This window comes from Sorangium sp. So ce204 (assembly GCF_051526795.1).
GTDB classification, from domain to species: domain Bacteria; phylum Myxococcota_A; class Polyangia; order Polyangiales; family Polyangiaceae; genus Sorangium; species Sorangium cellulosum_B.
In genome coordinates this window covers 4,735,608-4,758,711 of the sequence record NZ_CP150317.1, presented here as the reverse complement: position 1 = coordinate 4,758,711, position 23,104 = coordinate 4,735,608, and the positions used below count along the sequence as shown (strand labels likewise).

10 protein-coding genes are annotated in these 23,104 nt (G+C 71.0%); all 10 read right to left on the bottom strand.

Annotated features, from left to right (window positions below; all coding sequences use genetic code 11):
• Positions 1-25 precede the first annotated feature (25 nt).
• The gene (locus WMF22_RS17495) at positions 26-2,800 is read right to left on the bottom strand and encodes a hypothetical protein (protein ID WP_438036432.1); all 2,775 of its coding nucleotides are present in this window, start codon (positions 2,798-2,800) and stop codon (positions 26-28) included.
• Positions 2,797-4,473, bottom strand: a complete 1,677-nt coding sequence (locus WMF22_RS17490) for an RHS repeat domain-containing protein (protein ID WP_437300190.1) — start codon at positions 4,471-4,473, stop codon at positions 2,797-2,799. Before WMF22_RS17490 ends, WMF22_RS17495 begins: the two co-directional genes overlap by 4 nt.
• Positions 4,418-5,872: a DUF6531 domain-containing protein gene (locus WMF22_RS17485; RefSeq protein WP_438036431.1), complete on the bottom strand. Its 1,455-nt coding sequence runs from the start codon at positions 5,870-5,872 to the stop codon at positions 4,418-4,420. Before WMF22_RS17485 ends, WMF22_RS17490 begins: the two co-directional genes overlap by 56 nt.
• 228 nt (positions 5,873-6,100) lie before the next feature.
• Entirely contained in the window at positions 6,101-7,321 is a 1,221-nt protein-coding gene (locus WMF22_RS17480) for a cytochrome P450 family protein (RefSeq protein WP_437300188.1), read from the bottom strand.
• Complete coding sequence (locus WMF22_RS17475) at positions 7,318-11,808, bottom strand: amino acid adenylation domain-containing protein (protein ID WP_438036430.1); 4,491 nt, start codon at positions 11,806-11,808, stop codon at positions 7,318-7,320. The genes WMF22_RS17480 and WMF22_RS17475 overlap by 4 nt, the downstream gene beginning before the upstream one ends.
• Before the next feature lie 212 nt (positions 11,809-12,020).
• Positions 12,021-12,779 (bottom strand): SDR family oxidoreductase, encoded by a 759-nt coding sequence (locus WMF22_RS17470; RefSeq protein ID WP_437300186.1) that lies wholly within the window; start codon positions 12,777-12,779, stop codon positions 12,021-12,023.
• Positions 12,780-12,791: 12 nt separating this feature from the next.
• Positions 12,792-13,499 (bottom strand): hypothetical protein, encoded by a 708-nt coding sequence (locus tag WMF22_RS17465; protein WP_437300185.1) that lies wholly within the window; start codon positions 13,497-13,499, stop codon positions 12,792-12,794.
• Positions 13,496-14,200 (bottom strand): ABC transporter permease, encoded by a 705-nt coding sequence (locus WMF22_RS17460; protein ID WP_437300184.1) that lies wholly within the window; start codon positions 14,198-14,200, stop codon positions 13,496-13,498. Before WMF22_RS17460 ends, WMF22_RS17465 begins: the two co-directional genes overlap by 4 nt.
• A gap of 40 nt (positions 14,201-14,240) precedes the next feature.
• The gene (locus WMF22_RS17455; protein WP_437300183.1) at positions 14,241-15,092 is read right to left on the bottom strand and encodes an ABC transporter ATP-binding protein; all 852 of its coding nucleotides are present in this window, start codon (positions 15,090-15,092) and stop codon (positions 14,241-14,243) included.
• Between the two features lie 16 nt (positions 15,093-15,108).
• On the bottom strand, positions 15,109-23,058 hold the full coding sequence (locus WMF22_RS17450; RefSeq protein WP_438036429.1) for an SDR family NAD(P)-dependent oxidoreductase: 7,950 nt from the start codon (positions 23,056-23,058) through the stop codon (positions 15,109-15,111).
• Positions 23,059-23,104 lie beyond the last annotated feature (46 nt).

The window sequence follows — 23,104 nt, the reverse complement described above, 5'->3', positions numbered from 1 at the left end:
CGATCGAGCGCGACATGAAAAAAAATCAGGGCAGCCACCGGCAAACGTCGACGATCTCTCGGGCCACCGCGACGACGCCCTGCGGTCCAGCGACGCGGGCGAATAACGGCGCCAGGTGCCCGAGGTCGTCCTTCGTCCAGTCGTCGAGGAGATCGGGCCGCGGCTTCCAGCCGAGCTCGTTCAGGAGTCTCTGGCAGACGCGGCGCGCGTGCGGCTCGGTCATCGAGGCGGCCAGCGGGATCAGCGCGAAGAGCGCCTCGTCCTCGTCGCTCGGCCGCGCCAGAGCGCGCTCGACCACATCGCGCGCGATCGCCGGCGCGTCGTCCGGCGAGGCCACGGCGATCGCGACCAGGTCTGACCAGTTGGCGCCGATCTCGCGGGACAGGTGGAGGACCGCATCGGCCCCGAGAGCCCGGGTCCACGCAGCGGCGTTCCGCGCGAAGAGCAGGCGCGCGCCGTCGCTCGCCCGCAGATCGCTCGACAGCTGGGCCCAGGCGGCCTCGCGGACCGCGGCGGGCAGGTGCGCGAGCAGCGCGGATCGCGCCTCGATCCGGTCCGACGGCTGGGGCAGCGTGTCCACCAGCGCGAGCGCATCCTCCACGCGCCCCAGATCGCAGAGGCGCGCGGCGACGGCCGTCACCACCGGGAGCTGGAAGCCGGCCGCAGCCGCGCACGCCTGGACCAGCGCGGACGCGGCGCCGGCAGGTGCGTGCGGCGCGAGCGCGCAGATGCTCAAGCTCGCGTCCGGCGGAAGCCAGTCGTCCGAGAGCAGCGACAGCGCGAGCCCCAGCGCTTCCGACGCGCCCGCTTCCCGCTCCTCCGCGGGCAGGCCCGAAGCGAGGCGGGCGAGGACCGTGTGCCGCTCCGAGGGGGGCAGCGCCTCGGACCATGCCCAGAGCCCGCGCACCGCTGCGGGAGGCCATCGCGCGGCGGCCTCCGAGAGCCGCGGCAGCTCGTTGCTCCTCTCGTCGGCCGGGACCTCGGCGAACGCCTCGCGACCGAGGTCGCGCGCCTCGTCCTCGGGCAGCAGCGCCGCCAGGGACACGCGCGCGAGCCGGCTCTCCCTGGTCCGCTCGCGACCGAGCCGCGCCGCTGCCTCACGCGCGGCCGTCACGCGCGCCTGCCCGTCGAGCGCGTGCGCCACGGCGGCGAGCGCGCCCCCCTCGGCGTGCTCCTCGCCGGCGGCCTCGAGCGCCCAGCCGAGCACGACGTCGCGCTCGGCGTCGGGCAGCTCGTTCGCCAGCCGGATCAGGGCGCCGGCACGCTCGACGGCGTCGGCGATCGGCCGCCCGGCCTCGAGGACGTCCTCGCCGACGCGCGGCATCTCGATGTGGGGTCCTGCGGAGCCCTCGCCTCCCTCGGCCCCTTCCTCTTCCTCCTCGTCGTCGTCCTGCGCCGCCAGCGCGGCCCGCGCGCGCCGCGTCTCCTCGAAGCCAAGGATCGTTCGCACCGAGCTCGTCACGAGCAGGCAGCGGACCCGCGCTGCCAGCACCGCCACGACATCACCTCCGGCCGCGGCATCGACCAGGAGGCGCGCCGCGCACGCCGCCGTCGCGTCCACGTCGGCGATGAACCCGGACGAGCCATCCGGGCGTGTCCTCCACACGTCGAGCCACGCCCTCGAGACCAGGTCGAGCCGCTCTGCGAGGCGCGCGCCGACCCGCTCCAGGTGAGCGCGCCAGTTCCGGCATACGTAGTCAGAGACCGTGCCCGAGGCGAACGCGCGCTTCCCGTGCTCGGCGAACCGGCGATCGACCGCCGCGCGCTCGTGCGGCGCGAGCCGCCCTTCGATGACCTCCGCCCAGGCCGGGTGACGGAGCGCAAGGCCTGTTTCTCCGGCAGCCACCAGCGGTCCGCTCAGCTCGTTGCAGGCGCCGACGCTCACCGTCGAGATCGCGAGGAGCTCTTCCCTCTCGATCGGCGCGAGCGCGCCTGCAAGCCATGGCAGCGCGGCGCTCATCGAGCCACCGTCGCAGAGATCGAGGACCCCTGAAGCCCCGGCGGGAGCGCTCGGGAGCGCCGTTCCCACAGCCACGAGATCCCGCGTGAGCACCTCGATCAGCGCCTCCACGAGGAGCGGCTCTCCGCCGCTCACCCGTGCGACATCGTCCTTCACGCCGGCCGGCAGATCCCCGACCCTCCGCCCGATGGCCTCCGCGATCTCGTCGGCCTCCATCGGTGACAACGCGACCACCTCCGTCTCCTCTCCGCTCCCTCCGAGCGCATCAATCGAGCGCGCCGACAGCACGGCGCGCACGCCGGGGCCGAGGTCTTGCAGGAATCGCTGCGCTGCATCGAGGGTCCGGGAGGCGCCCTCGTCGAACCCGTCGAGAATCACGACGAGCGGCCTGCTTCCGGGCGGGCGGCCCTCCGCGAGCATGATCGCAAGGTCGCGCCGCATCTGCTCGACCCCGTGCGGCCGCTCGCCGGTGCGCCGCGGCGTCCTGAGGAACAGAGCCACGCGAGCATAGAGGAGGTTCAGCGCCGTGGACTCCAGCGCCGTACCGAACCGGCGGCTCACGGGGACGAACGCTACCTCGTGCCGGCCCGCGCGGGCCAGCTCCAGCGCCCACGCGCCCAGCAGCATCGACTTGCCGCGCCCGCTCGGTCCGAGCAGCGCCACGCGCGCGCCGCCGTGCTCCAGCCACGCTTCGAGGCCCGCCACGGCGCCAGCGCGCGCTCTCCCGCCGAGGGGGGCGCTGCGGCAGCGCTCGACCTCGCGCCAGAAGGCGAGGACGCCGCGCTCCGCCGCCGCCGGGCCAGCGGCCGGCGCATCCGGTGCTCGCGAAGGAGTGCTCATGTCCCTTCGAAGGGCGGTGTGCTCGAGGGAGCAGTCCTGAACGGCACGGAGCGTCCCGCTAGCCATACATTGCCGTTCCACGCCTTGCCATCCGAGCCGATGACACCGTTCTTCTTGCCAGTACCGCCGTTGTTCGCCGGGTGAAGGCCGAGCTCACGCAGGACCTGCGCGCAGAATTTGCATGGATCCATGAGCTTACCGCGCCTGTCCGTCGTCGTCATCTTGCCCTCCTTCACCTGTTTCTGCAGCTCCTTCCTGATCTCGGTGTCTTCGGCCGCGGAGTCCTTCAGCGTCTTACCGTTTTTCTTGCGGTCCTGCCGGATGTCTTTCGCCAGGTTGTTCAATGCATCGATCTCGGCGCAGTGCCCGGCGCTCGATGGCGCCGGCCCCGCCACCTTGCCCTCGTCGAACTTCTTGTGGGCATTGGCGACAGCGGGCTGGAGCGCAGGGTCGAGCGCGCCCCCGAACGTGCTCGATCCGTGGTGCGTCTTGCCGCCGGCGGTCTCGATCTCGGTCCCGGCCTTGGCCATGAGCCCGTCCGGATCGACGAGCCGCGTCGGCTGGTTCTCCGCGTAGGCGAATCCATTGAGACCGCCGAGGATCCCGATCGGATCCGCGCTGATATAGCGACCCGCCTCGGGATCGTAATAGCGGTTGCGGTTGTAGCAGAGGCCGATCTCGTCGTCCCAGTACTGCCCGCGAAAGCGGATCGGCGTCGACACCGGCGCCGGCGCGTCGCGCGCGGGCTCGACCTTTCCCCAGGCGCTCCGCCGCAGCTCGCACGCGACGGCGCCGTCGGCGCCGACGAGCCGCTCCGGGGTGCCGATCTCGTCGTTCAGGTAATGATACCACTCGCCCTCCCCGGCGCGCTGCGCCCACGGCGCGCCGGCCTCGAAGACGTACGTGCGCGCATCCACGGTCGGCACGGCGGGGGCAGCCGTGTCGCCGGTGACCTGCCGGATCTCGTGCACGAGCTCGGCGCCATCCCAGACGAACCTCGTCGCGCTCTCCGGCCGCAGCTCGCCGGTCGAGAGCCGCCGGGAGACCCGCTTGGCGACGCGCCGGGCGTCCGGATCGTACGAGAACTCCACGACGGTGCCGTCGGCGCGCTCGACCGACTGCAAGAGCCCACGCGCGTCCCAGGCGTACCGGGTGACCTCGAGCGCTCCGGCGGGGGTCCTGGCCCGCGTCTCCTTGAGGCGCGCGTCGTCGTCCCAGAGGAGCTCGGTGTCTCCCTTCCTGAGCAGACGATTTCCAGGACCGTACGAGCGATCCTGCTTGCCAGCGCCGACGTCGAACACGTTCCCGCAGGCGTCGTAGCGAAAGAGCTCGGCGCGCTCGTGCTCCGGGACGTTCGCCAGGATCTGGCTCGCAGGGTCGTACTCGAAGCGGCGCGTGCCGTACGCCTGGTCCCACGCCTCGACGAGCTCCGACGCAGGCGAATACCGGTACGCCTGGTGCACCGTCATCGACGCCGGGGCGTGGCCCACCCATTCCGGTTCGTTCGGCCCGACGTGCACGCGGCTCGACGGCGAACAGACGCGCCGTTCGACGAGGCGATCCATCAGGTCCCACGCGCTCTCGATCCGGCCGCCTCGCGGGAGCGTGCGGCAGACCTCACGCCCCGCGGCGTCGTACGCGATCCGGACCTCGTCTCTTCCGTCGAGGATCACCCTCTCCGCGAGCCCGCCGACGTTGCGAATCCACCTGGCGGAGGCCCGCCGGATCGATCGCCCGGCGGATGTGCCCGTCGGGATCGCGCTCGATCTTCGTCATTCGACCGAGCGGATCGGTGATCGAGAGCTCGCGGCCGAGGCGATCCCGCTGCCAGACGGTCATGGCGCCGGCCGGATCGACGAACGTCCGGAGGTGCCCGTGCTCGTCGTACGTCCGGCTGAACACGGCCCCGGCGCTCACGGCCTTGTCGAGCTTGCCGAAGCGGTTCCCGAAGTAGCGATGAACCGTGATGGAGTCCGCGACTTCGACGTATCCGTCCTCTCCGAACTCCAGCTTGCAATGGTAGATGCCTCTGGCGACGGTCTTCCCGTCGGCCAGGCGCGCCGACACGTCCTCCGCCAGGCTGCGGTCGGGCCCATCGGCGTAAGCGCCCCACGTCTCGACGCAGCGGCGCCGATCGTCGTAGCGGAATGAGAACGTGAGCCCGGTGGGGCTCGTATGGGAGGTGAGGAGGTGTTCCTGGTACGTGTAGCGCGTCGTGTAGCCGTCCGCGTCGGTCGCGGACGTGAGATCCCCGGCCGCGTCGTAGCTGTACTGCGCGAGAGGCACCCAGACACCGCGCTCCCGTGCGTTCTTGATCTCGAAGGCGCCGATGCGCCCGTCGGGCGCCCGCCGGACCCGGACGATCCGGCCGACGCTGTCGGTGATCTCGGCGAGCACGCCCTCGCGGTACGAGAGCCTGATCTCGTTGTTGTATCGGTCCTTGATCGCGGTGAGCCGGTACCGCTTCCCCGCCGCTTCGGCGAACACGTACCAGCTGCCGTCGCCTGTATCGAGGACGAAGCCGCGCTCCTCCCGCGCGAGGACCCAGCCGTGGGGGCCCGCCGCGCCGGCGCCCACGGGGATCGCGTCGAGATCGACCGGCCCATCGTCGGTCCAGACGCGGAGGATGCGCTGCCGCACCTCGATCTCCCACGCCAGCGAGTGGCTCCACCCGAACCCCAGGCCGACGTCGCGATCGAACGCCGCGGTGGTGTAGGACCGCACGATCGAGAGCGGCAGCGGTCCCGGAAGCTCGACGTCGACGGCGGGAATCGTGAACACCCGGCCCGTCACCACGTCGACCGGGTCGCCCTTCGCGGCCATTCCCGATTTCTTGCCGCCATGGTGGTTCGGGCAGCCGGCGCCGTCGCCGCCTGCGCTGCCACACCCGGACTTCCCGCCGCCGCTGGCGTCCTTGCCGCCGTTGGAGCCATTGCCGCCCTGTTTACCGCCAGAGCCGTTTCCTCCAGCGCCGCCGCCACCGCCACCGGCCCCTCCCCCTCCCATGATGAAGACGCCCGGGTTCATTCCGGGGATGGCGGGGATGTTCGGTACAGGCGCAGTGCGGGCCATGGTCTTCTCCCGGGGTCTCGTGCGGTCTTGCCGCCGTGCGATCCAGACGAACGTACACCTGCTGGCCCCCGGATGCACCCACACGCTCGCAGCCCGGGGCAATGCGCATCGACGAGGAGGATGCCCATGAAGAGCGACCCAGGCATCCAGCCCGCTCCACGCTGCGTCGAGCCGTCTCGCGAGCGCGTCGAGCGGCTTCGTCCTGGCGTACCGTGGGGCACGCCGGGCTCAGAAGACCACAGGCAGCGCCCTCACCCCGCGCAGCAGATGGCTCTGGTTCCACTCGAGCTCACGGGAAGATGCGGTCAGGGCGAGGCGGGGAAAGCGACGAAAGAGCGCGCCCAGGGCGATCGCGCCCTCCATCCGCGCGAGCGGCGCGCCAAGGCAGGCATGAACGCCGTACCCGAACGCGACATGCCGGTTCGGCTGGCGGGTGATGTCGAAGGTGTCCGGATCGACGAACTGCTCGGGATCGCGGTTGGCCGCCAGGATCCCCGCGACGATGGGCTCTCCTGCGCGGATGCGCGCGCCGCGCAGCTCCACGTCGGTGAGCGCCCAGCGCATCGATGTCGTCTCGACCGGGCTCTCGTAACGCAGCACCTCCTCGACGACCAAGCCGATGATCTCCGGCCGCTCCCGGAGCTTCGCGAGCTCGCTCGGATGCTCGAGGAGCGTGAGAGTGCCGTTCCCGATGAGGTTGGCCGAGGTCTCGTGCCCTGCGACGAGAAGGAGAAACGTCATGCTCAGGAGCTCTTTCGTGGTGAGCCTGTCGTCGCCCTGATCCTCGGCGGCGACGAGCGCGCTCAGAAGATCGTCGCCCGGCGCCGCGCGCCGCTCCTCGAAGACCGAGTGAAAGTACGTGGCGAACTCGGACACCGCCGCCGCGCGCCGCTCGAGATCCTCGGGCGTGGCGGCCGGGGCGGCCAGGATCTTCGTCCACGCGCGGAACCGCTCCCGCTCCGCGTAGGGGACCCCGAGCAGCTCGGCGATCACCGCGATGGGCAGGAGAAACGCGAAGTCGGCGATCAGATCCATGCCGCCCTGGCCCTCGATCTCGTCGAGCAGCGCATCGCTGATCGCCTCGATATGCGATCGCATGCCCTCGACGATGCGCGGCGAGAAGGCCCGTTGCACGAAGGCCCGCAGCCGGGTGTGATCGGGCGGATCCGACGTCAGCATGTGGCGGCTGATCTGCAAGGCCGGATCGCCGAGCAGCGGCGACGTCTGCCGCCCGTGCGAGGCGAGCTTCTCGACGTCGTTGGTGAAGCGGGGGTCCCTCAACAGGGCGAGGCAGTCATCGTGGCGCGTCGCCATCCATAGAGGCACGCCGAAATGCGGCGCGATGATCTGGCACACCGGGGTCGCCTGGCGCAGCCGCGCGTAGATCCCGTGCGGGCTGGCGCGGCCCGCCGCTGAAAAGAGCTCACGACTCACTTCCTCGGGATTCATGACATGGCTCCTTGGATCACGGGAGAACAGGCGAGCGAGGCGGCGATGAGGGACGCGAGGGCAGCGCGAATGGCACCAGCGACGCGCTCGATCGTCGCGGCGCGGTACGTGTTCTCGCTGTAAACGAAGAGGATCTGCAGCCGCCCCTCGCTCACGTGGCAGAAGAGGATGAGCCGGAGCCCCACGTGGTTGTTGGGCGAGTATTCCAGGCCTGCAAACTCGCTCGCGAAGCGGAACCTCGGCGCGCCGAGCAGGATCTTCTCGCGGTGGCCCGAGTTGACGTAGGCGATCTCGGGCTCGATGGCGGCCAGCTCCTCGCGGATCGACGCGTCGTCGCTCAGGAACCGGAGCGGCCCGTAGGAGAAGCTCCTGGCCACGGCGGCGCGGAGCTGACCCTGGATCGCCCGGAGAGCGTCCAACGGCGACGCGGACTCCGATGCATCCAGCCATACGACGTACGGCTGCACGAAGTAACCCACCGTGCGGGAGACATCCACGTCCGGGATGGGCGCGTCGCGCCCGTGGCGCACGGCGCTGACGAGCAGGGAACGCCGCCCCGTCAGCGACTCCATCCCGAGCGCGATGCCGGTGAGCAGGACGTCGTCGACCGTGACTCGCTGCTGGCGCGGCAGAGCGCGGAGCACCGCCCGGGTCTCGTCGACCGACAGGTCCATCGACGCGACCGCCAGCCCGGCGAACAGCGGCGGACCGGTGAGCTCATCTGTCGGCAACGGCGCGCGCGCCCTGCGGGCGATGCCCTGCCAGTAGGGGAAATCCGCCAGCACCGACGCGCTCTGCGCATGCTCGCTGAGCCGCTGCGCCCAGCGCTGGTACGACATCGTCTTGACGGGCAGCCGGATCGGCGCGCCGCGCGCGAGCTGCTCGTACGCCGCCTGGATGTCCTCCAGGAGAATGGATTGCGAGATCTCGTCCATCACCAGGTGATGGCACGCGAGCAGGAACCGGAACGGCCCTCGGGGCCCGAGCCGGAGCAGCGCCGCGCGCAGCAGCGGGCCATGCGCCAGGTCGATGCTCGCGTTGACGCGATTGGCCTCCATCGCGATCGCCATCGGCACCTCTTCCTCGGGGTGCGACGACAGATCGATGGTCTGCCAGAACGCCTCCTCGCTCACCGACGGCTTGTGCGCCTGCGTCCAGCCGCCGACCGGCCGCTGCGTAAAGCGCAGGCGCAGCGCGTCGTGGTGCTCTATCACCGCGCGGCACGCCGCCTCGAGCAACGCGGGCTCGGTGTCGTCGGCGATCTCGAGCAGGAGGGACATGGTGAAGTGGTGAGGCTCCTGTACGCGCTCGGAGAGGAACACGAGCTGGATCGGCGTCAGCGGCGCTTCCCCGGCTGGTCGCTCCTGCGAGTCGGCCTGTCCCGCCGCGATCTCGGCGGCCTCGGCCAGCCGCTCGACGGTCGGGCGCTGCACGAGCTGACCGGGCGAGATGCGAATTCCTTGCTGGCCCGCGCGGGACGCGACGCGCACGGCCAGCAGCGAGTCCCCGCCGAGCTCGAAGAAGTCGTCGTGGATGCCCACCCGCGGGAGCCCCAGGACCTCGGCCCAGATCCGCGCGAGGGCGCCCTCGACGGGCGTGCGCGGCGCGGCGACCTCTTCCGCGAGCGCTCGTCGCCCTGGATCCGGCGCCGGGAGGCCGCGGCGGTCGATCTTCCCGGCTGGCGTGAGCGGCAGAGCGTCCAGCACCACGTAGGCCGCGGGCACCATGAAGTCGGGGAGCCGCTCGAGCAGGTGCTCGCGCAGGGCGCCCTGGGTCGGCGGGGGGCCTGGGTGGCGGGGCACGACGTAGGCCACGAGCCGCTTGACGGCCTGCGCGTCGTCCCGCGCTACGACCACCGCCTGCAGCACCGCCGGGTGACCCGCCAGCGCCGCCTCCACCTCGCCCAGCTCGATCCTGAACCCCCGCACCTTCACCTGGAAGTCGCTGCGGCCGAGGAACTCAAGCGCGCCGTCAGGCGAGAACCTGGCCTCATCGCCCGTGCGGAACATCCTGGCCCCCGCCACGCCGCGGAAAGGATCGGGCACGAACTTGCTGGCCGTCAGATCCGGCCGGCGGAGGTAGCCCCGCGCGACCCCCTCACCGCCGAGGTAAAGCATGCCCCGGGTGCCCGGCGGCACCGGCTCCAGGTCCGCGTCGAGGACATAGGCCGTGGTGTTCGCGATGGGGCGGCCGATCGGGACGGCGCCGCGCTGCGGGGCGTCCACGTGATGCAGCGTCGACCAGATCGTCGTCTCGGTCGGCCCGTAGAGGTTCCACACGTCCGCGCCCGTTGCGCGCAGGCGCTCCGCCAGGTCGGCGGCGAGCGCCTCGCCCCCGCACAGGATCTTGAGGCCCGCGCCCTCGGTCCATCCGGCCTCCAGCAGCATCCGCCAGGTCGCGGGCGTCGCCTGCATCACGGTCGGGGCGACCTCTTCCACGAGCGCCCTGAGCGCGGCGCCGTCGGCCGCCACGCTCCGGGGCGCGAGCACGACGCGCGCGCCGACCGTGAGCGGAAGGTAGAGCTCGAGCCCCGCGATGTCGAACGACACGGTCGTGACGGCCAGCAGAACATCGCCTGCCGTGACGCCTGGGCGCTCGGCCATCGCGCGGAGGAAATTGACCACCGCCCGGCGCGTCACCTGCACGCCGACAGGCTTGCCCGTGGATCCCGAGGTGTAGATCACGTAGGCGAGGCCCGTGCCCGACGGCCGCTCGCCGCCCCACGCTCCCCCTGGAGAGGCGCCCGGATCGTCGATGTCGATGATGTGGGCGCCGCGCGGCGCGGGTAGATCCGCGGGCGCACGCCGAACGAGCAGCGCCGCGGGCCGCGCATCATCGAGCATGTACGCGAGCCGCTCGCGCGGGTAGGTCGGATCGAGCGGCACGTAGGCGCCGCCCGCCCGCAGGACGGCGAGCAGCGCGATCACCAGGTCGATCCCGCGCTCGATCAGGATCGCCACGAGCACCTCCGGCCCCACCCCCGCGGCCCGCAGGCGACTCGCCAGCGCGTCGACCCGGGCCTCTAGCGCCCGGTAGGTCAGCGTCTCCTCGCCGCAGGTCAGGGCGGCGGCGTCGGGCGACCGCGCCGCTTGCGCCGCGATGAGGTCGTGCACGCACGCGACCGGCGGCAGCTCCGCCGCTGTGCGGTTCCAGTCGAAGAGCACCGTTCGCCGTTGCTCCTGCGTCATGAGCGGCAGCGCCGCCGCACGCCGATCGGGGTCGACCGCCGCGCCCGCGAGCAGCGTCGTGAGGTGCTCGGCGATCCGCGCGATCGTCGCGGCCTCGAACAGGCTCGAGTCATAGGTGAGCGCGCCTTGGAGGACGCCCTCCCGTCGGCTCAGCGCGAGCCCGAGGTCGAACGGGGCCGCGTCGAGCGGCACGTGCTCTGCCGACACCTCCAGGCCGGGGAACGCGACGCCAGGATCGGCGTCGGCGATCTCGAATGTCACCTGGAAGAGCGGCGTCCGGCTGGTGTCGCGCGCTGGGTTCAGCGCATCCAGGAGCGCCCCGAACGGGACCGCTGCGCTCACCCGCGCGTCGCGCAGCGCGGCCTCGCTCTCCCGAATCAGCGCGCGGAAAGTGGCGTCGCGGCCAACGGACACGCGCACCGGGAGCCAGTCCGAGAGCGGCCCGACCACGCGCGCGAGCTCGGGGCTGGAGCGCCCATCGACCGGAACCCCCACCGAGAGGTCGCCTTGCCCCGACCAGCGGTGGAGCATCACCGCGAACCCGGCCAGCAGGACGGCGGACAGGCTGCACCCCTCGCGGCGGGCGATCTGCGAGAGAGAGTCCACGAGGGGCGCGGGCATCTCGACCGGGTACGCGGCGCCGCGCCGGGAGTTGCGCACGATGGGCCGAGGCCGGTCGGGCGGCAGGTCGAGCGGCGGCACGCCAGCCAGCCGGCGCCGCCAGAAATCGATCCGCGCCGCGGCCTCGTCCGTCTGCACCCAGGCGCGCTCCCCGTCGGCGGGCGCGACGAAGCCGCGGCGCCCCTCCCCTGCGGCGGGGGCGCGCGACGCGAGCTCATCGAACAACGTGGCGAGCGAGCCACGGTCGGCCACGATCTGGTGCGCGATGAGCGCGAGCACATGCGCCTCGTCGCCGAGCTCCACGAGGAGCCCGCGCAGGAGGGGTCCGCCCTGGAGATCGAACGGGCGCCGGGCCTCCTGCTGCAGGAGGCGCCGGAGCGCCGGCTCGCCCTCGCCGGGGGGAAGCGCCCGCATATCCACGCGGACGAGCGGCGACCGCACCTCGATCCCGATCCTGCCGACTGGCCCGCTTTCATCAAGCCCGAACGTCGCGCGCAGGATCTCGTGCCGCTTCAGGCTCTCCGTGAGGGCCGCCTCCAGCGCGCCCACCCGGAGAGGGCCCACGAGGCGCCACGCAAGGGCGACGTGGTGGCTCGGACTCCCGGGATCGAGCTCGTTCAGGATCCAGTGGCGGCGCTGCCTGAGAGAGAGACCAAACGTCTCGAGCGGGCTGTCCATTGTCACACCATCCTATCGGCTCTGCATTGCAATGCGCGTCGAGAAGAAGAAGGTGGCGCGGCCCGAGCGGGGGCGATCAAGACAGGGCATCGAGGCCCGCGCCGCCCAGGGCGTAGAGCGTGGCTTGGCGGCGATTCCGGCGCTGACGTGCCGCCCCGTGCGAGCCTGCGCCCGCGCAGCACAGGAGGCGCGACGGGCCCGAGCCGGCGCCGTCAAACCAGCGAAGACCCGCCGTCGACGACGAGCGTCTGGCCGTGGATCCAGCCAGCGTCCGGCGAGGCGAGGAAGCCGACGACCCGGGCCAGGTCCTCGGGCGTGCCCAGCCGCCCGGCGGGCGTCCGCCGGACCATCTCGTCCTTGATACGCCCGAGCGACGGGGACATCCTCAGGACATCCGACTCCACGAGCCCGCCGGAGACGCCGTTCACCCGGATGCCCTTCGGCGCCAGCTCCGCGGCCAGATAGCGCACCTGGGCCTCCAGCGCTGCCTTGGAAATGCCGATCGCGCCGTAGGCGGGCACGACACGCTGCGCGCCGAGGCTGGAGATCGCGACGATCGTCCCGCCGCCCCGGCGCTCCATCGCCGGGGCGAGCCCTTGCGCGAGCAGCATGAAGGCGCGGGCATTGACGTTGAGGCTGAGCTCCCAGTCGTCCAGCCGCAGGCGATGGAGGGGGATGAAGACACCCGCCGCGGCATTATGGACGAGCACGTCGATGCAGCCGAACGCCGCCAGACTGGCGTCGACGAGCCGCCGGACCGCGGCCGGGTCACCGACGTCGGCCTGCACGACCGTGCACGCGACCCCGAGCCGCGCGAGGTCATCCGCCGTGCGCTGGGCCGCGTCGACGTCGCGCAAGTAATTGACGACCACGCGCGCCCCCATCGCCGCGAGGCGCAGCGCGATCGCCCGACCGATGCCGCGCGACGCGCCTGTCACGAGCGCCGCCTTGCCGTCCAATGCACGTTCCATGGGCCTCTCTCGTCAAAAGACTTTCATCCGGAACCAGCGGTAAAGGAGCGTCAGACAGATCGCGTCGAGCGCCGCGGCCACCGCCCAGCTCGCGAGGACGCTCGCGCTGAAGACCGGCTCGGCCTCCGCCTGATACACCCAATACACCGGGATGACGCCGAGCAGGAGCCGCGCGGGCGAGCTCGTGAAGAAGCTGATGAGGGGGAGCATGAGCAGCAAGTTGAGCCCCTTGAGCACGGTGACTCCCTCGATCTTGTTCTTGGCGATCGTGACCACGAGCAGCGCGATGAGCGGGGAGCTCAGCCCGAAGAGGACCGCGGAGACGAGCGCGCGCCCCACGTCCGGCGCGATGATGCCCGAGAAGAGCATCGCCCCGCCGGCGCTCAGGCTGCCGAGGGCGACGACGAACGACATCCTGTACAGGATGAACGCCATCGGCGAGATGGGCATCACGCGCAGGACCGTGAACAGGCCGTCGTCCTTCTCGTCGAGCATGATGAAGGCGGCGATGAACGCCGGGAACGCCGAGAACATGCCGCAGACGAACGCGAGCAGGATCCGGTTGTAACCGGCGACGATCGGGAAGCGCGAAACGATGTGGGGGAAGCCGAAGCGCAGCGCCAGCACGAGGAAGACGGGCATGACGAACAGCGCTGTCAGCGCCTTGTCCCGGAAGATGTGCTTGAAGTCGTTGCGCATGAGCGCGAAGAAGCGGCTCATGCTCCCTTGCCTCCGCGGATGATGTGGACCTCGAACGAGCGGGCCGCCGCGGCGTAGGCGATGCCGATCCACAGGGCGAGGTAGAGCGCCGCATACGCGAGCTTCGCCGGGGAGACCGCGCGAAACGCGGCCTCGAACAGGATGAGGGATGCCTGGGAAGGAATGATGTAGAACCAGAAGGCGTCCATGACCCCGAACAGGCCCAGGAGGGGCAGGCAGAGCGGCGCGAGGAAGAGGGGGACCACGATGATGTATTGATTGAACGTCGTGACTCGGGCGACCCCGGTGAAGCCCAGCATGACGAAGAGGAGCGACGAGAGGACGATCGCCAGGATGAGGAAGCCCCAGTTCGCGACGGCGCCACCAGCGGCGAGCGCCATGACGACGCTGGCGGGGACGGCGATCAGGGTCAGCGAGATGGCCTTGGACCAGAGATATTGCCACCTCCGGAGCGGCGTCACCGTGATCGCGCGAAGGATGTTCGCGTCCTTCTCGAAGAGCACCAGCGCCCCGATGAACATGAACCCGAGCATCGACGGGTCGGTGTACAAGAGGAGGACGAGGATCTCCTCCGTGCCCGCCGCGGGGAGCGCCCGGAAGAGCAGGATATAAAGCGCCGTGACGACGCAGGCGACAGCGACGATGTTGTACCGCGCCTGCAGCTTGAGGTCCCAGAGAATCGTGGATAGCAGCCTGTTCATTACGCGTGTCACCTTCCTGGCTCTCTCGCCCGCGAGCGCGTCACGCGAGGTGCGCCCCGGTCGCGTCGACGAACACCTTCTCCAGCGTCGCCTCCTGCGAATGGATGGCCTGGACCCGCTCATCCTGGAGGATGCGCAGGAACTCCGCGTTGGCGCCGAGCCCGTCCAGCGGGAACTCGCGCGTCGTCAGCCCGTCGCGCTCGAACTCGACCCGCACCGTCCGCTGCCCCGCCTGGAGCTTGAGGGTCTTCGGGGTCTCGATGAGCTTGATCTCCCCGCCCACGATGAAGGCGACGCGATCACAGAGCTCCTCCGCGTCGTGCATGTTGTGCGTCGTGATGACGATCGTCTTGCCGCGCCGCTTGAGGTCCATGATGATGTTCTTCATCGCCCGCGCGTTCACCGGGTCGAGGCCCGATGTGGGTTCGTCGAGGAAGACGATCTCCGGATCGTGCAGCAGCGCCCTCACGAAGTTGAGGCGCATCTTCATCCCCTTGGAGAAGTCCTCGACCTTCTTCCCGGCGTGCTCGCGCAGGCCGACCAGCTCGAGCAGGTGCACCGGATCCTGCGTCTTCTTCCTGTAGAACGACGCGAAAAACTGGAGGTTCTCGACGGCCGTGAGCTTCCGGTAGTGATTGGGGAGCTCGAAGCCGACGCCGACGTGCTCGTAGTAGTCGTCTTGCCAGTCTCGCAGCTTCCTGTCGAGCACGACGACCTCGCCCTCGAAGCCCTTGAGCAGGCGGATGAGCACGTTCAGCGTCGTGCTCTTCCCCGCGCCGCTCGGGCCGAGAAAGCCGAAGATCTCACCCGCCTGGACGCGGAAGCTGATGCCCTTCACCGTCGGGGACGTGCCCTTCGGGTAGGTGTAAACGAGATTCTCGACCTGGATCATGACTCCACCTCGATGACTACTCCTCCAAGAAGCGCCGGATCGCGCCCGCGGAGAGCGGAAGCGCGGGCTCCTCGATCAGGTTGAAATGGTCGCACGGGATCTCCACGACCTCGAGCTGCCCGGTGACGAGCTTCCGCCAATCGCCGACATAGTCGTAGTTACCGTAGACGTCATAGTGCCCCACGCCCGTCCAGCTGCTCTCCTCCAGGAAGATGTTCGCCTTGAGGTAGAGGACGTCAGAACCGCCATAGGGCGGCGGACGGTAGCTGTTGTACGTCACCTCGGTATAGTCGCCGAGCTTGATGCACCCGCGGATGTAGTTGTAGATGTCGTCGGCCGACATCGCGTTCTTGCCGCGCGCCTTGGCCAGCTTGGCGACGTGGGCCACGTGCAGCTTGACCGGCACGTCCTCGAGATCCTTACTCGTGACGAACGCCTTGCCGTCCTTCTTCGCTCCGGCGAACTCGTTCGCCATCATGATGGTGAGGAAGTTGTCGTCGTGTCCGAAGGTCTTGAAGAAGATGTCGACGGCGGCGTCCACGGGGGGAATGGTGTCGAACAGGGTGAGGTGCGCGACGCCGTGGCCCGTGGCGTGGAGGCGGTGGGCGATCTCCAGGGCCACGAGCCCCCCGTACGAGTAGCCGGCGATGTTGTAGGGGCCCTCCGGCTGCACGAGGCGCATGCAGCGGATGTAGTGCTCCACGATCTCGTCGAAGGAGTGCGGGATGAGCTTGTTGTCGACGCCGCGTGCCTGGAAGGCATAGAAGGGGTAATCCGGGCCGAGCGCCCGCTGGAGGCTGTTGTAGATCGCAGCGTACCCGGGGCCGCCGTGCACCCAGAAGGAGGGGCGCCGGCTGCCCTTCGTGTTGAGCGGCACGATCTCGGGCGGCAGCTTCGCCCGGACCGGCGCGAGCGCGCGGGGGCGGGCCGGCGCCGGCGCCGCGGCGGCGGGCTCCTCGTAGCCGATCTCCTGCTTGACGAAGGCGGCGAACTCCCGGAGCGTCGGATGGTCGAAGATGCCCGTCATCGGGATGAGGTCGCCGAAGCGCTGCTGGACTCGCTGGATGATCACCGAGGCGAGGATGGAATCGATCCCGTAATCCACGAAGTTCGTGTCGGGGTCGAGCCCTTCCATATCGGCCCGGAGCTCTTCCGCGAAGAGCGCGCGCAGCTCCGTGAGCACGGGATCGGCGTCGCGGAGGGCCACAGGCGGCGTGGCCGGGGCGGCGGCCACCGGCCGCGATGAAGGCTTCGCCGCGATGACGCTCTGCCGCAGGGCCCAGTGCCGCTTGCGCTCGAAGGGGTAGGTCGGCGCCGGGACGCGGCGGACCGCCGCGCCCCGGCGCAGGTCGGTCCACCGCACCTTGGCTCCGGCGACCCAGCGCTGCGCAAGCGCGCCGAGGTCCCGCTTCTCGAGCAGCGACGCCGCCTCTCGGTCGCGCTCCTCCTCTCCCGGGTCGCCCGCCTTGCTGGCCGCGGCGCTCCCTCGATGAAGCTCCGGGACGGCCCCCGCGCCGTCGCGGTGACGCGCCAGCTTGTCCTGGACCTCTTGCAGGCTCCGGGCCGTGAAGGCGAGCCGCTCGGGCAACTCTTCGCGCCCGATCTGCAGGGTGTAGGCGAGATCGGGCAGAGAGGGCGCATCACCGGCGCTGAGCGCGCGGTCGATGTGGCTGGCCAGCGCCTCGGCGTAGGCGTCGAGCCGCCCGGGCGTCTTCGCCGAGAGCACGATGAGCTCGGGAGCGTCCGGCCGGTGCGCGGGGCCCGGCGGGGCCACGTACTCCTCGAGGACGACGTGCGCGTTGACGCCGCCGAAGCCGAACGAGCTGACCCCGGCCCGGCGCGGTATCTGCCGCCCTTCCTCGTCACGCAGCGGCTCCCAGGGCCTCGTCCGGTCGACGAGATGGAAGGGCGTCCCGTCCAGCTTCACGTACGGGTTGAGCTCCTTCAGGTGGAGCATGCCTGGCAAGACCTTGTGCTGCATCGAAAGCACGACCTTGATGAGGCCGGCGATGCCAGCCGCGGGCTCGAGGTGCCCGATGTTGGTCTTCACCGAGCCCAGCCCGCAGTACCCCACGCGCTGGATGGGCCGCTGTCGCGTCGCGGCGAGCTGCCGGAACGCCAGCTTGATCCCGTCGATCTCGACCGGGTCGCCCAGCTTGGTCCCGGTGCCGTGCAGCTCCAAGTATGCGATGGTCTCCGGGTCGACGCCGGCGCCGCGGTACGCGTCGCAGAGCAGCGCCGCTTGCGCCTCGGAGTTCGGGGCCGTCAACGACGCAGCCTTGCCGCCGTGATTGGTCGCGGCCCCGCGGAGCACGGCGTAGATGTGGTCGCGGTCCTCGATCGCGCGGCGGAGCGGCTTGAGCACCACCGCCCCGCCGCCCTCGCCGCGCACGTAGCCGTTCGCGCTGGCGTCGAGCGTCTTGCAGCGGCCGTCCGGCGAGAGGATGCCCAGGGCCTCGGCGGCCATGGTCGTGTACGGGTTGATCATCAGGGAGATGCCCCCGGCGATGGCGAGCTCGCTCTCGCCGCTCTGCAGCGAGCACATCGCCCGGTGCACGGCCACCAGCGCGCTCGAGCAGGCGGTGTTGTACGGCTCGCTCGGGCCCCTGAGGTTGAGCTGATAGGAGATGCGGTTGACGAGGATCGAGTGCTCGTTGCCGAGGCCCATCTGGGCGTTGATCTCGCCCTGCTGGCCGAGGAGCTGCTTGTAATCGTTGAACTGCACGCCGGCGAAGACGCCGACCCGACGACCGGAGAACGCCGACGCGCGGTAGCCGGCATCCTCGATGGCCTTCCAGACGATCTCCAGGAAGATCCGCTGCTGCGGATCCATCATGTCGGCCTCGATCGGCGAGATATTGAAGAAGCGCGCGTCGAACTTGTCGATGTCGTCGATGAAGCTGCCCCAGCGGGCGCGCGGCGTGATCCTCTCCGGTGCGATGGCGTCGTACTGCTCCCGGGTCCATCGATCGGCGGGGACCTCCGTGACGAGATCGCGGCCTTCCTGCAGGTTGCGCCAGAACTCGCCAAGATCCCGCGAGCCTGCAAAGACGCCGGCCATCCCGATGATGGCGATTGGCTCGGCCCCCCTGGTCGCCGGGGCGTCGCCGACGGAGGTCACTCGAGGGGCGCCTTCCGGCGCCGGCGCCGCCGCGCTCGGCGCCGCCGCGGAGGAGGGAGTGGGACGCTCGTAGTAGGCGCGGATCGCGCTGCCGGAGGCGTCGAGCAAGTGCTGGCCCAGGCCCCGGACGCTGCTGCGCTCGAAGAACACCGTCGGCGAGACCTCGACGTCGTAAACGCTGCTCACCCGGTCCGCCAGCGCGACGAAGGTCGTGGACTCGAACCCGTAGTCGCCGAGCCCGGCATCGATCTCCAGCCGCTCGGGGCTGAGGCGGATGAGATCCGCCGCGATCCTCTGGAGATCCCGCTCCAGCCTGCGCGAAATCGGGGCATCTCGGCCCTGCGCGCCGGCTGCATCGGGCTCCGATGCAGCCGCCGCCCGGGCGTCCTGGCGGGCGGGTGTGTTCGCCCCCGTGTGCGCCGCGCCGACGCCGTTGTGCTGCGCGCCGACGCCGTTCAGCGGAACCACTGCGTCGTGCAGCGGCCGCCGCGCGCCCTCGCCGCGCGGACCGGCGCCGTCGAGCCGCGCGTCGGTGCCGTTCAGCGGCGCGCCTGCGCCGTTGGGGTTGAGCAGCGTGAACGCGCCGTTCAGCGGCGCGCCCGCGCCGTTGGGGTTGGGCAGCATGAATGCGCCGTCCTCGTGCGGGCTCGCGCGATGGCCGAGGCTGGGCAGGCAGCTGTCCTGCACCCAGCAGCGCTCCCTGGCGAAGGGATAGGTGGGCGCCGACACCCGCCGTGGCGCAGGCATTCCGGCGCCTTCGTAGAGATCGTCCCACGGGATCTCGACGCCCCACGCCCAGAGCTGAGCGAGCTTGTCGAGCTCGCGGTCGCCCGCGAGCCGCCGTAGGAACTCCTTGCCGGCAGGCCCATCCATGAGCCGCTCCGGGATGGCCTCGCCGGGGCGGGCGCTGCCGCGCGAGACACCGGGGATGTCACGCCGGCCCTGGATGTACTCGTCGAGCTTCGCGACGAGATCGCCGAGATCCGACACGACGAGGGCGAGGCGCTCGCGCATGGCCTCGCGGCCCACCTGGAGGGTATAGGCGAGCTCGGCGAGATCCACGTTCGCGGGGACGGTCGCGTCGCCGGACGCTGCGGGGGCGCTGCGAGCCGCGCCCTCGCTCAAGAACGCCGCAACCGCCGCGAGGCTGGGGTGCTCCTCGAAGAGATCCGGCTCGATGCTCACGCCGTACAGCGCGCCGATCCGGTCGGCGAGCTCGGCGAGGGCTATCCCGTCGTCGCAGCAGTCGTGAAGGCGATCGTTGGGATCGAGCGCGGCGGGGTCCACGCCGATGGCGTCGGCGGCGAGGCGCAGCAGCGCCTGCTGCATCGGCTCGCCCGCGCTGTCGGCCGCCGGAGCGCGCGGAGCGCGGATGGGCCGCACGAAGCGCAGGAGCCGAGCGGCGTAGGCGTTGAGCCGCTCCTCACACCTGGCCGAGAGCACGACCAGGTACGGGCCTCTCCACCCCGCGTCCAGGCGCACCGGTTCGTCGATGTGCTCCGCGAGGACCAGGTGAGCGTTCGCGCCGCCCGCACCGAAGCTGCTGACGCCGACGTGCCGAGGTCGCCCGGAGCCGGCGCCGTCATCGCTCGTCGCGAGCCGTGGCCACGGGGCGAGCTCTCGCTGGACGTAGAAGGGAGTCTGCTCGAAGGGGATGTTGGGGTTCAGCCTCTCGGCGTGCAGGGACGGGGCGAGCTCGCCGTGCTTGAGCTGCAGCAAGACCTTGGTCACCGCGGCGATGCCCGCCGCCGACTCGAGGTGGCCGATGTTCGACTTGACCGAGCCGATGGGACAGCGCTGGAGCGCGCGCGCTCCTTCGCCCTGACGCTGGAAGGCCCTCGCCAGGGCCGAGATCTCGATGGGATCCCCGAGCGCGGTCCCCGTGCCGTGCGCCTCGACGTAGGAGATGTCCGCGGGGCCGACCTGCGCACACCGCAACGCCTGGGCGACGAGCTCGGCCTGCGCCTTGGGGTTCGGCACGGTGTAGCCGTTCGTCTTGCCCCCGTGGTTGAGGGCGCTGCCCCGGATGATCGCGTAGATGTGATCGCGATCGCGGACGGCCCGGGACAGCGGCTTGAGCAGGACAGCCCCGACGCCCTCGCCCGGCACGTACCCGTCCCCGCCCTCACCGAAGCTGTGGCAGCGCCCGTCGCTCGCAGCGAAGCGCCCCTGGCTCAGCAGCCAGTATTTGTAGGGGTGCACGGTGACGTTGACCCCGCCGGCGATCGCGACGTCGCACTCCCCGAGCTGGATGCTCCGCCATGCGAGGTGGATCGCCGCGAGCGACGACGAGCACATGGTGTCGATCGCGAGGCTCGGGCCGGAGAGGTTGAAGAAATACGAGACGCGATTGGCGATCGAGGCGAAGGAAGAGCCGTAGATGAGCCCGCGCTGCGCGGCCGCGACGTCGGCGCCGAAGAGCTGGTAGTGGCCGTACATGACGCCGACGAAGACGCCCACCTTCGAGCGCGCGAGCCGCTCGCGTGTATATCCGGCGTCCTCGACGGCGTGCCAGGTCGTCTCCAGGAAGAGGCGCTCCTGGGGATCGATGAGCTCGGCCTCCTTGGGCGAGATGTTGAAGAAGAGCGGGTCGAACTTGTCCACATCGCGGAGGAACCCCCCCCATTTGCTGTAGCTGCGGCCGAGCTTGCCCCTCTCGGGGTCGTAGAAGCCGTCCAGGCTCCAGCGGTCGGGCGGGATCTCGGAGATGCAATCGCGCCCTTGACGGAGGTTGCTCCAGAACTCATCCAGGTCGTCGGCCATCGGGTAGCGGCCGGCGACGCCGACGATAGCGATCTCCTCGAGGCCCGGCACGGTGGTCGCAGCGGCGTGCCCGGAGGGCTGGATCGGCTGCGCCGTGATCGGCGCGGCAGCCTTCTCCGCCTGCGCGGCGGCGCGCGGCGCCGGCCCGGGCGAGATCGGCGCGGCCCGGCGCGGGAGCGCCGCGCCAGCGCCGGCCTGCCGCTGGATCGCGGCGGCATGGTGCTCCGCGAAGTACCCGGCAAGCTCCTCGAGCGTCTGGTGCTCGAAGAAGAGCGTCTTCGGGAGCTCACCGAAGTGGCGCTCGAGCTCGCGGATCAGGGTCACGATCATGAGCGAGTCGATCCCGAATCGCTCGAACGGATCACGGGACCGGATCGCGGAGGCGGGCAGCTTGATGTGCCTGGAGAGGAGCTCGCGGAGGTGCGCCTCCGCCATGCTCCGCAGGGCGGGAAGATCGTCGTCGACAGCGGCCTCCGCCGCGGCCGGCGCTGCCGCGCTCGCCGGGCTCGGGGCGGTGCTCTCGGCGGCGGACGCCCAGGCCATGAGCCGTCGCGCGGCCTCCGGCTCCCCGTGCAGCACGACGACATGCGGCTCGCCGGACGCGTGGGCCGCGCCGAGCGCCTGAAAGCCCCGCGGCGCGCCGAGCAGCTCGAGTCCCGCGCCACGGAGCCAGGCGCCGAAGGCGGGATCGACCCCCATGCCGCCGTCCGCGAAGAGCGGCCAGCCGATAGAGAGCGTACTCCCCGCGCGCTCGCCGCGCGCGCGCAGGGCTTCCCGCCACGCCGCAAAGCCATCGAGGAAGCTGTTCGCGTACGCGTAGTCGCACTGCCCCACGCTGCCGAGCGCGCCCGCGATGGATGAGAAGAGGACGAAGAAATCGAGCGGCTCCCCCGCGGTGAGCTCGTCGAGAAACAGGCTGCCGCGGACCTTCGGATCGAGCACGGCGCGCACGGCGTCCAGCGTCTTGTTCACGAGGAGCGAATCCCGCACGACGCCGGCGCAGTGAAGGATACCGCGAATGCCGCCGTGTCGGCGGCGCGCCTCGGCGACCAGGCGTTCGACGTCGGAGCGCTGAGTGAGGTCTGCCTGGAGATACACCGCGTCGGCGCCGAGGGCCGAGAGCCTCCGCACGAGCGCCACCCTCGCGGCGTCGGGCGCAGAGCGGCCCGAGAGGACCAGGCGGGTTGCCCCGTGCGTCGCCAGGAGCTCGGCGAACCTCGCGCCCAGGCCGCCGGCGCCGCCGGTGACGAGGTAGGCGCCGTCCGGACGAAGCGGCAGCGTCGCGGGACCGCTGCCCGCCGCAGCGAGAGGCTCGAAACGACGGACGAGCCTCGCGCCGCCCCTGAAGAGCACGTCGGACGCGCCGTCGGAAGCATCGAGCTCGCTCAGCACGGCCTGAACGCAGGCGGCGTCGGACGCGCCGCTCGCGCCCACCGCGGCGCAGCGCAACCGCGGGTCCTCCCGGCGGAGGCTCCGGGCAAAACCAGCGACGCCAGCGTGCTCGGGGCGCCGCGCCCCGTCCCCCGCCGGGTACAGGTAGAGCAGGTCGACCCGCGCGCCACCTCCGGCCGCGAGCAGCGCTTTCGCAAGGAGGAAGAGCGCGAGCGCTCCCCTGCCGAGCGGGGCATCGGGCGCGGGCGCCGCGCGCGACCACAGGTTCACGATCGCGTCAGGGGCACGGTCCGAGGCGCGCAAGGAACGGAGGAGCCGCTCGTAGTCCTCGAAGCGCTCGGGATCGATCTCGTAGGCGTCGCGGCCGGCCTCGCGGTAACGCTCGCCTGGCCGGACGAGCGAGACGCGCGCCCGCTCGCCCGCATGCGCCTGCAGCTGGCGCAGGATCTCCTCTCCGTCGTCGAGGACGACGATGCTCCTGCCCGCGACGCCGCGCCCGTCGCCCGCGGCGGCAGGCGCCCACACGCCCCGGTAGTAGTTGAGAAGCTGAGTCGAAGATGCCGCTGCCGGCTCGGAGCCGGCGGCCACGGTCTGCTTCAGGAGACGGAGCCCCTCCTCGGCGTCGATCAGCCCCGCCTCGATCCGCCTGAGCACCTCTCTCCGCGTAAGCCGCTCTTCCGTAGTCTTCATGATCACCTTGCTGGATTGCTCGTCGAGATCGCGCCCGCGCCGCCGC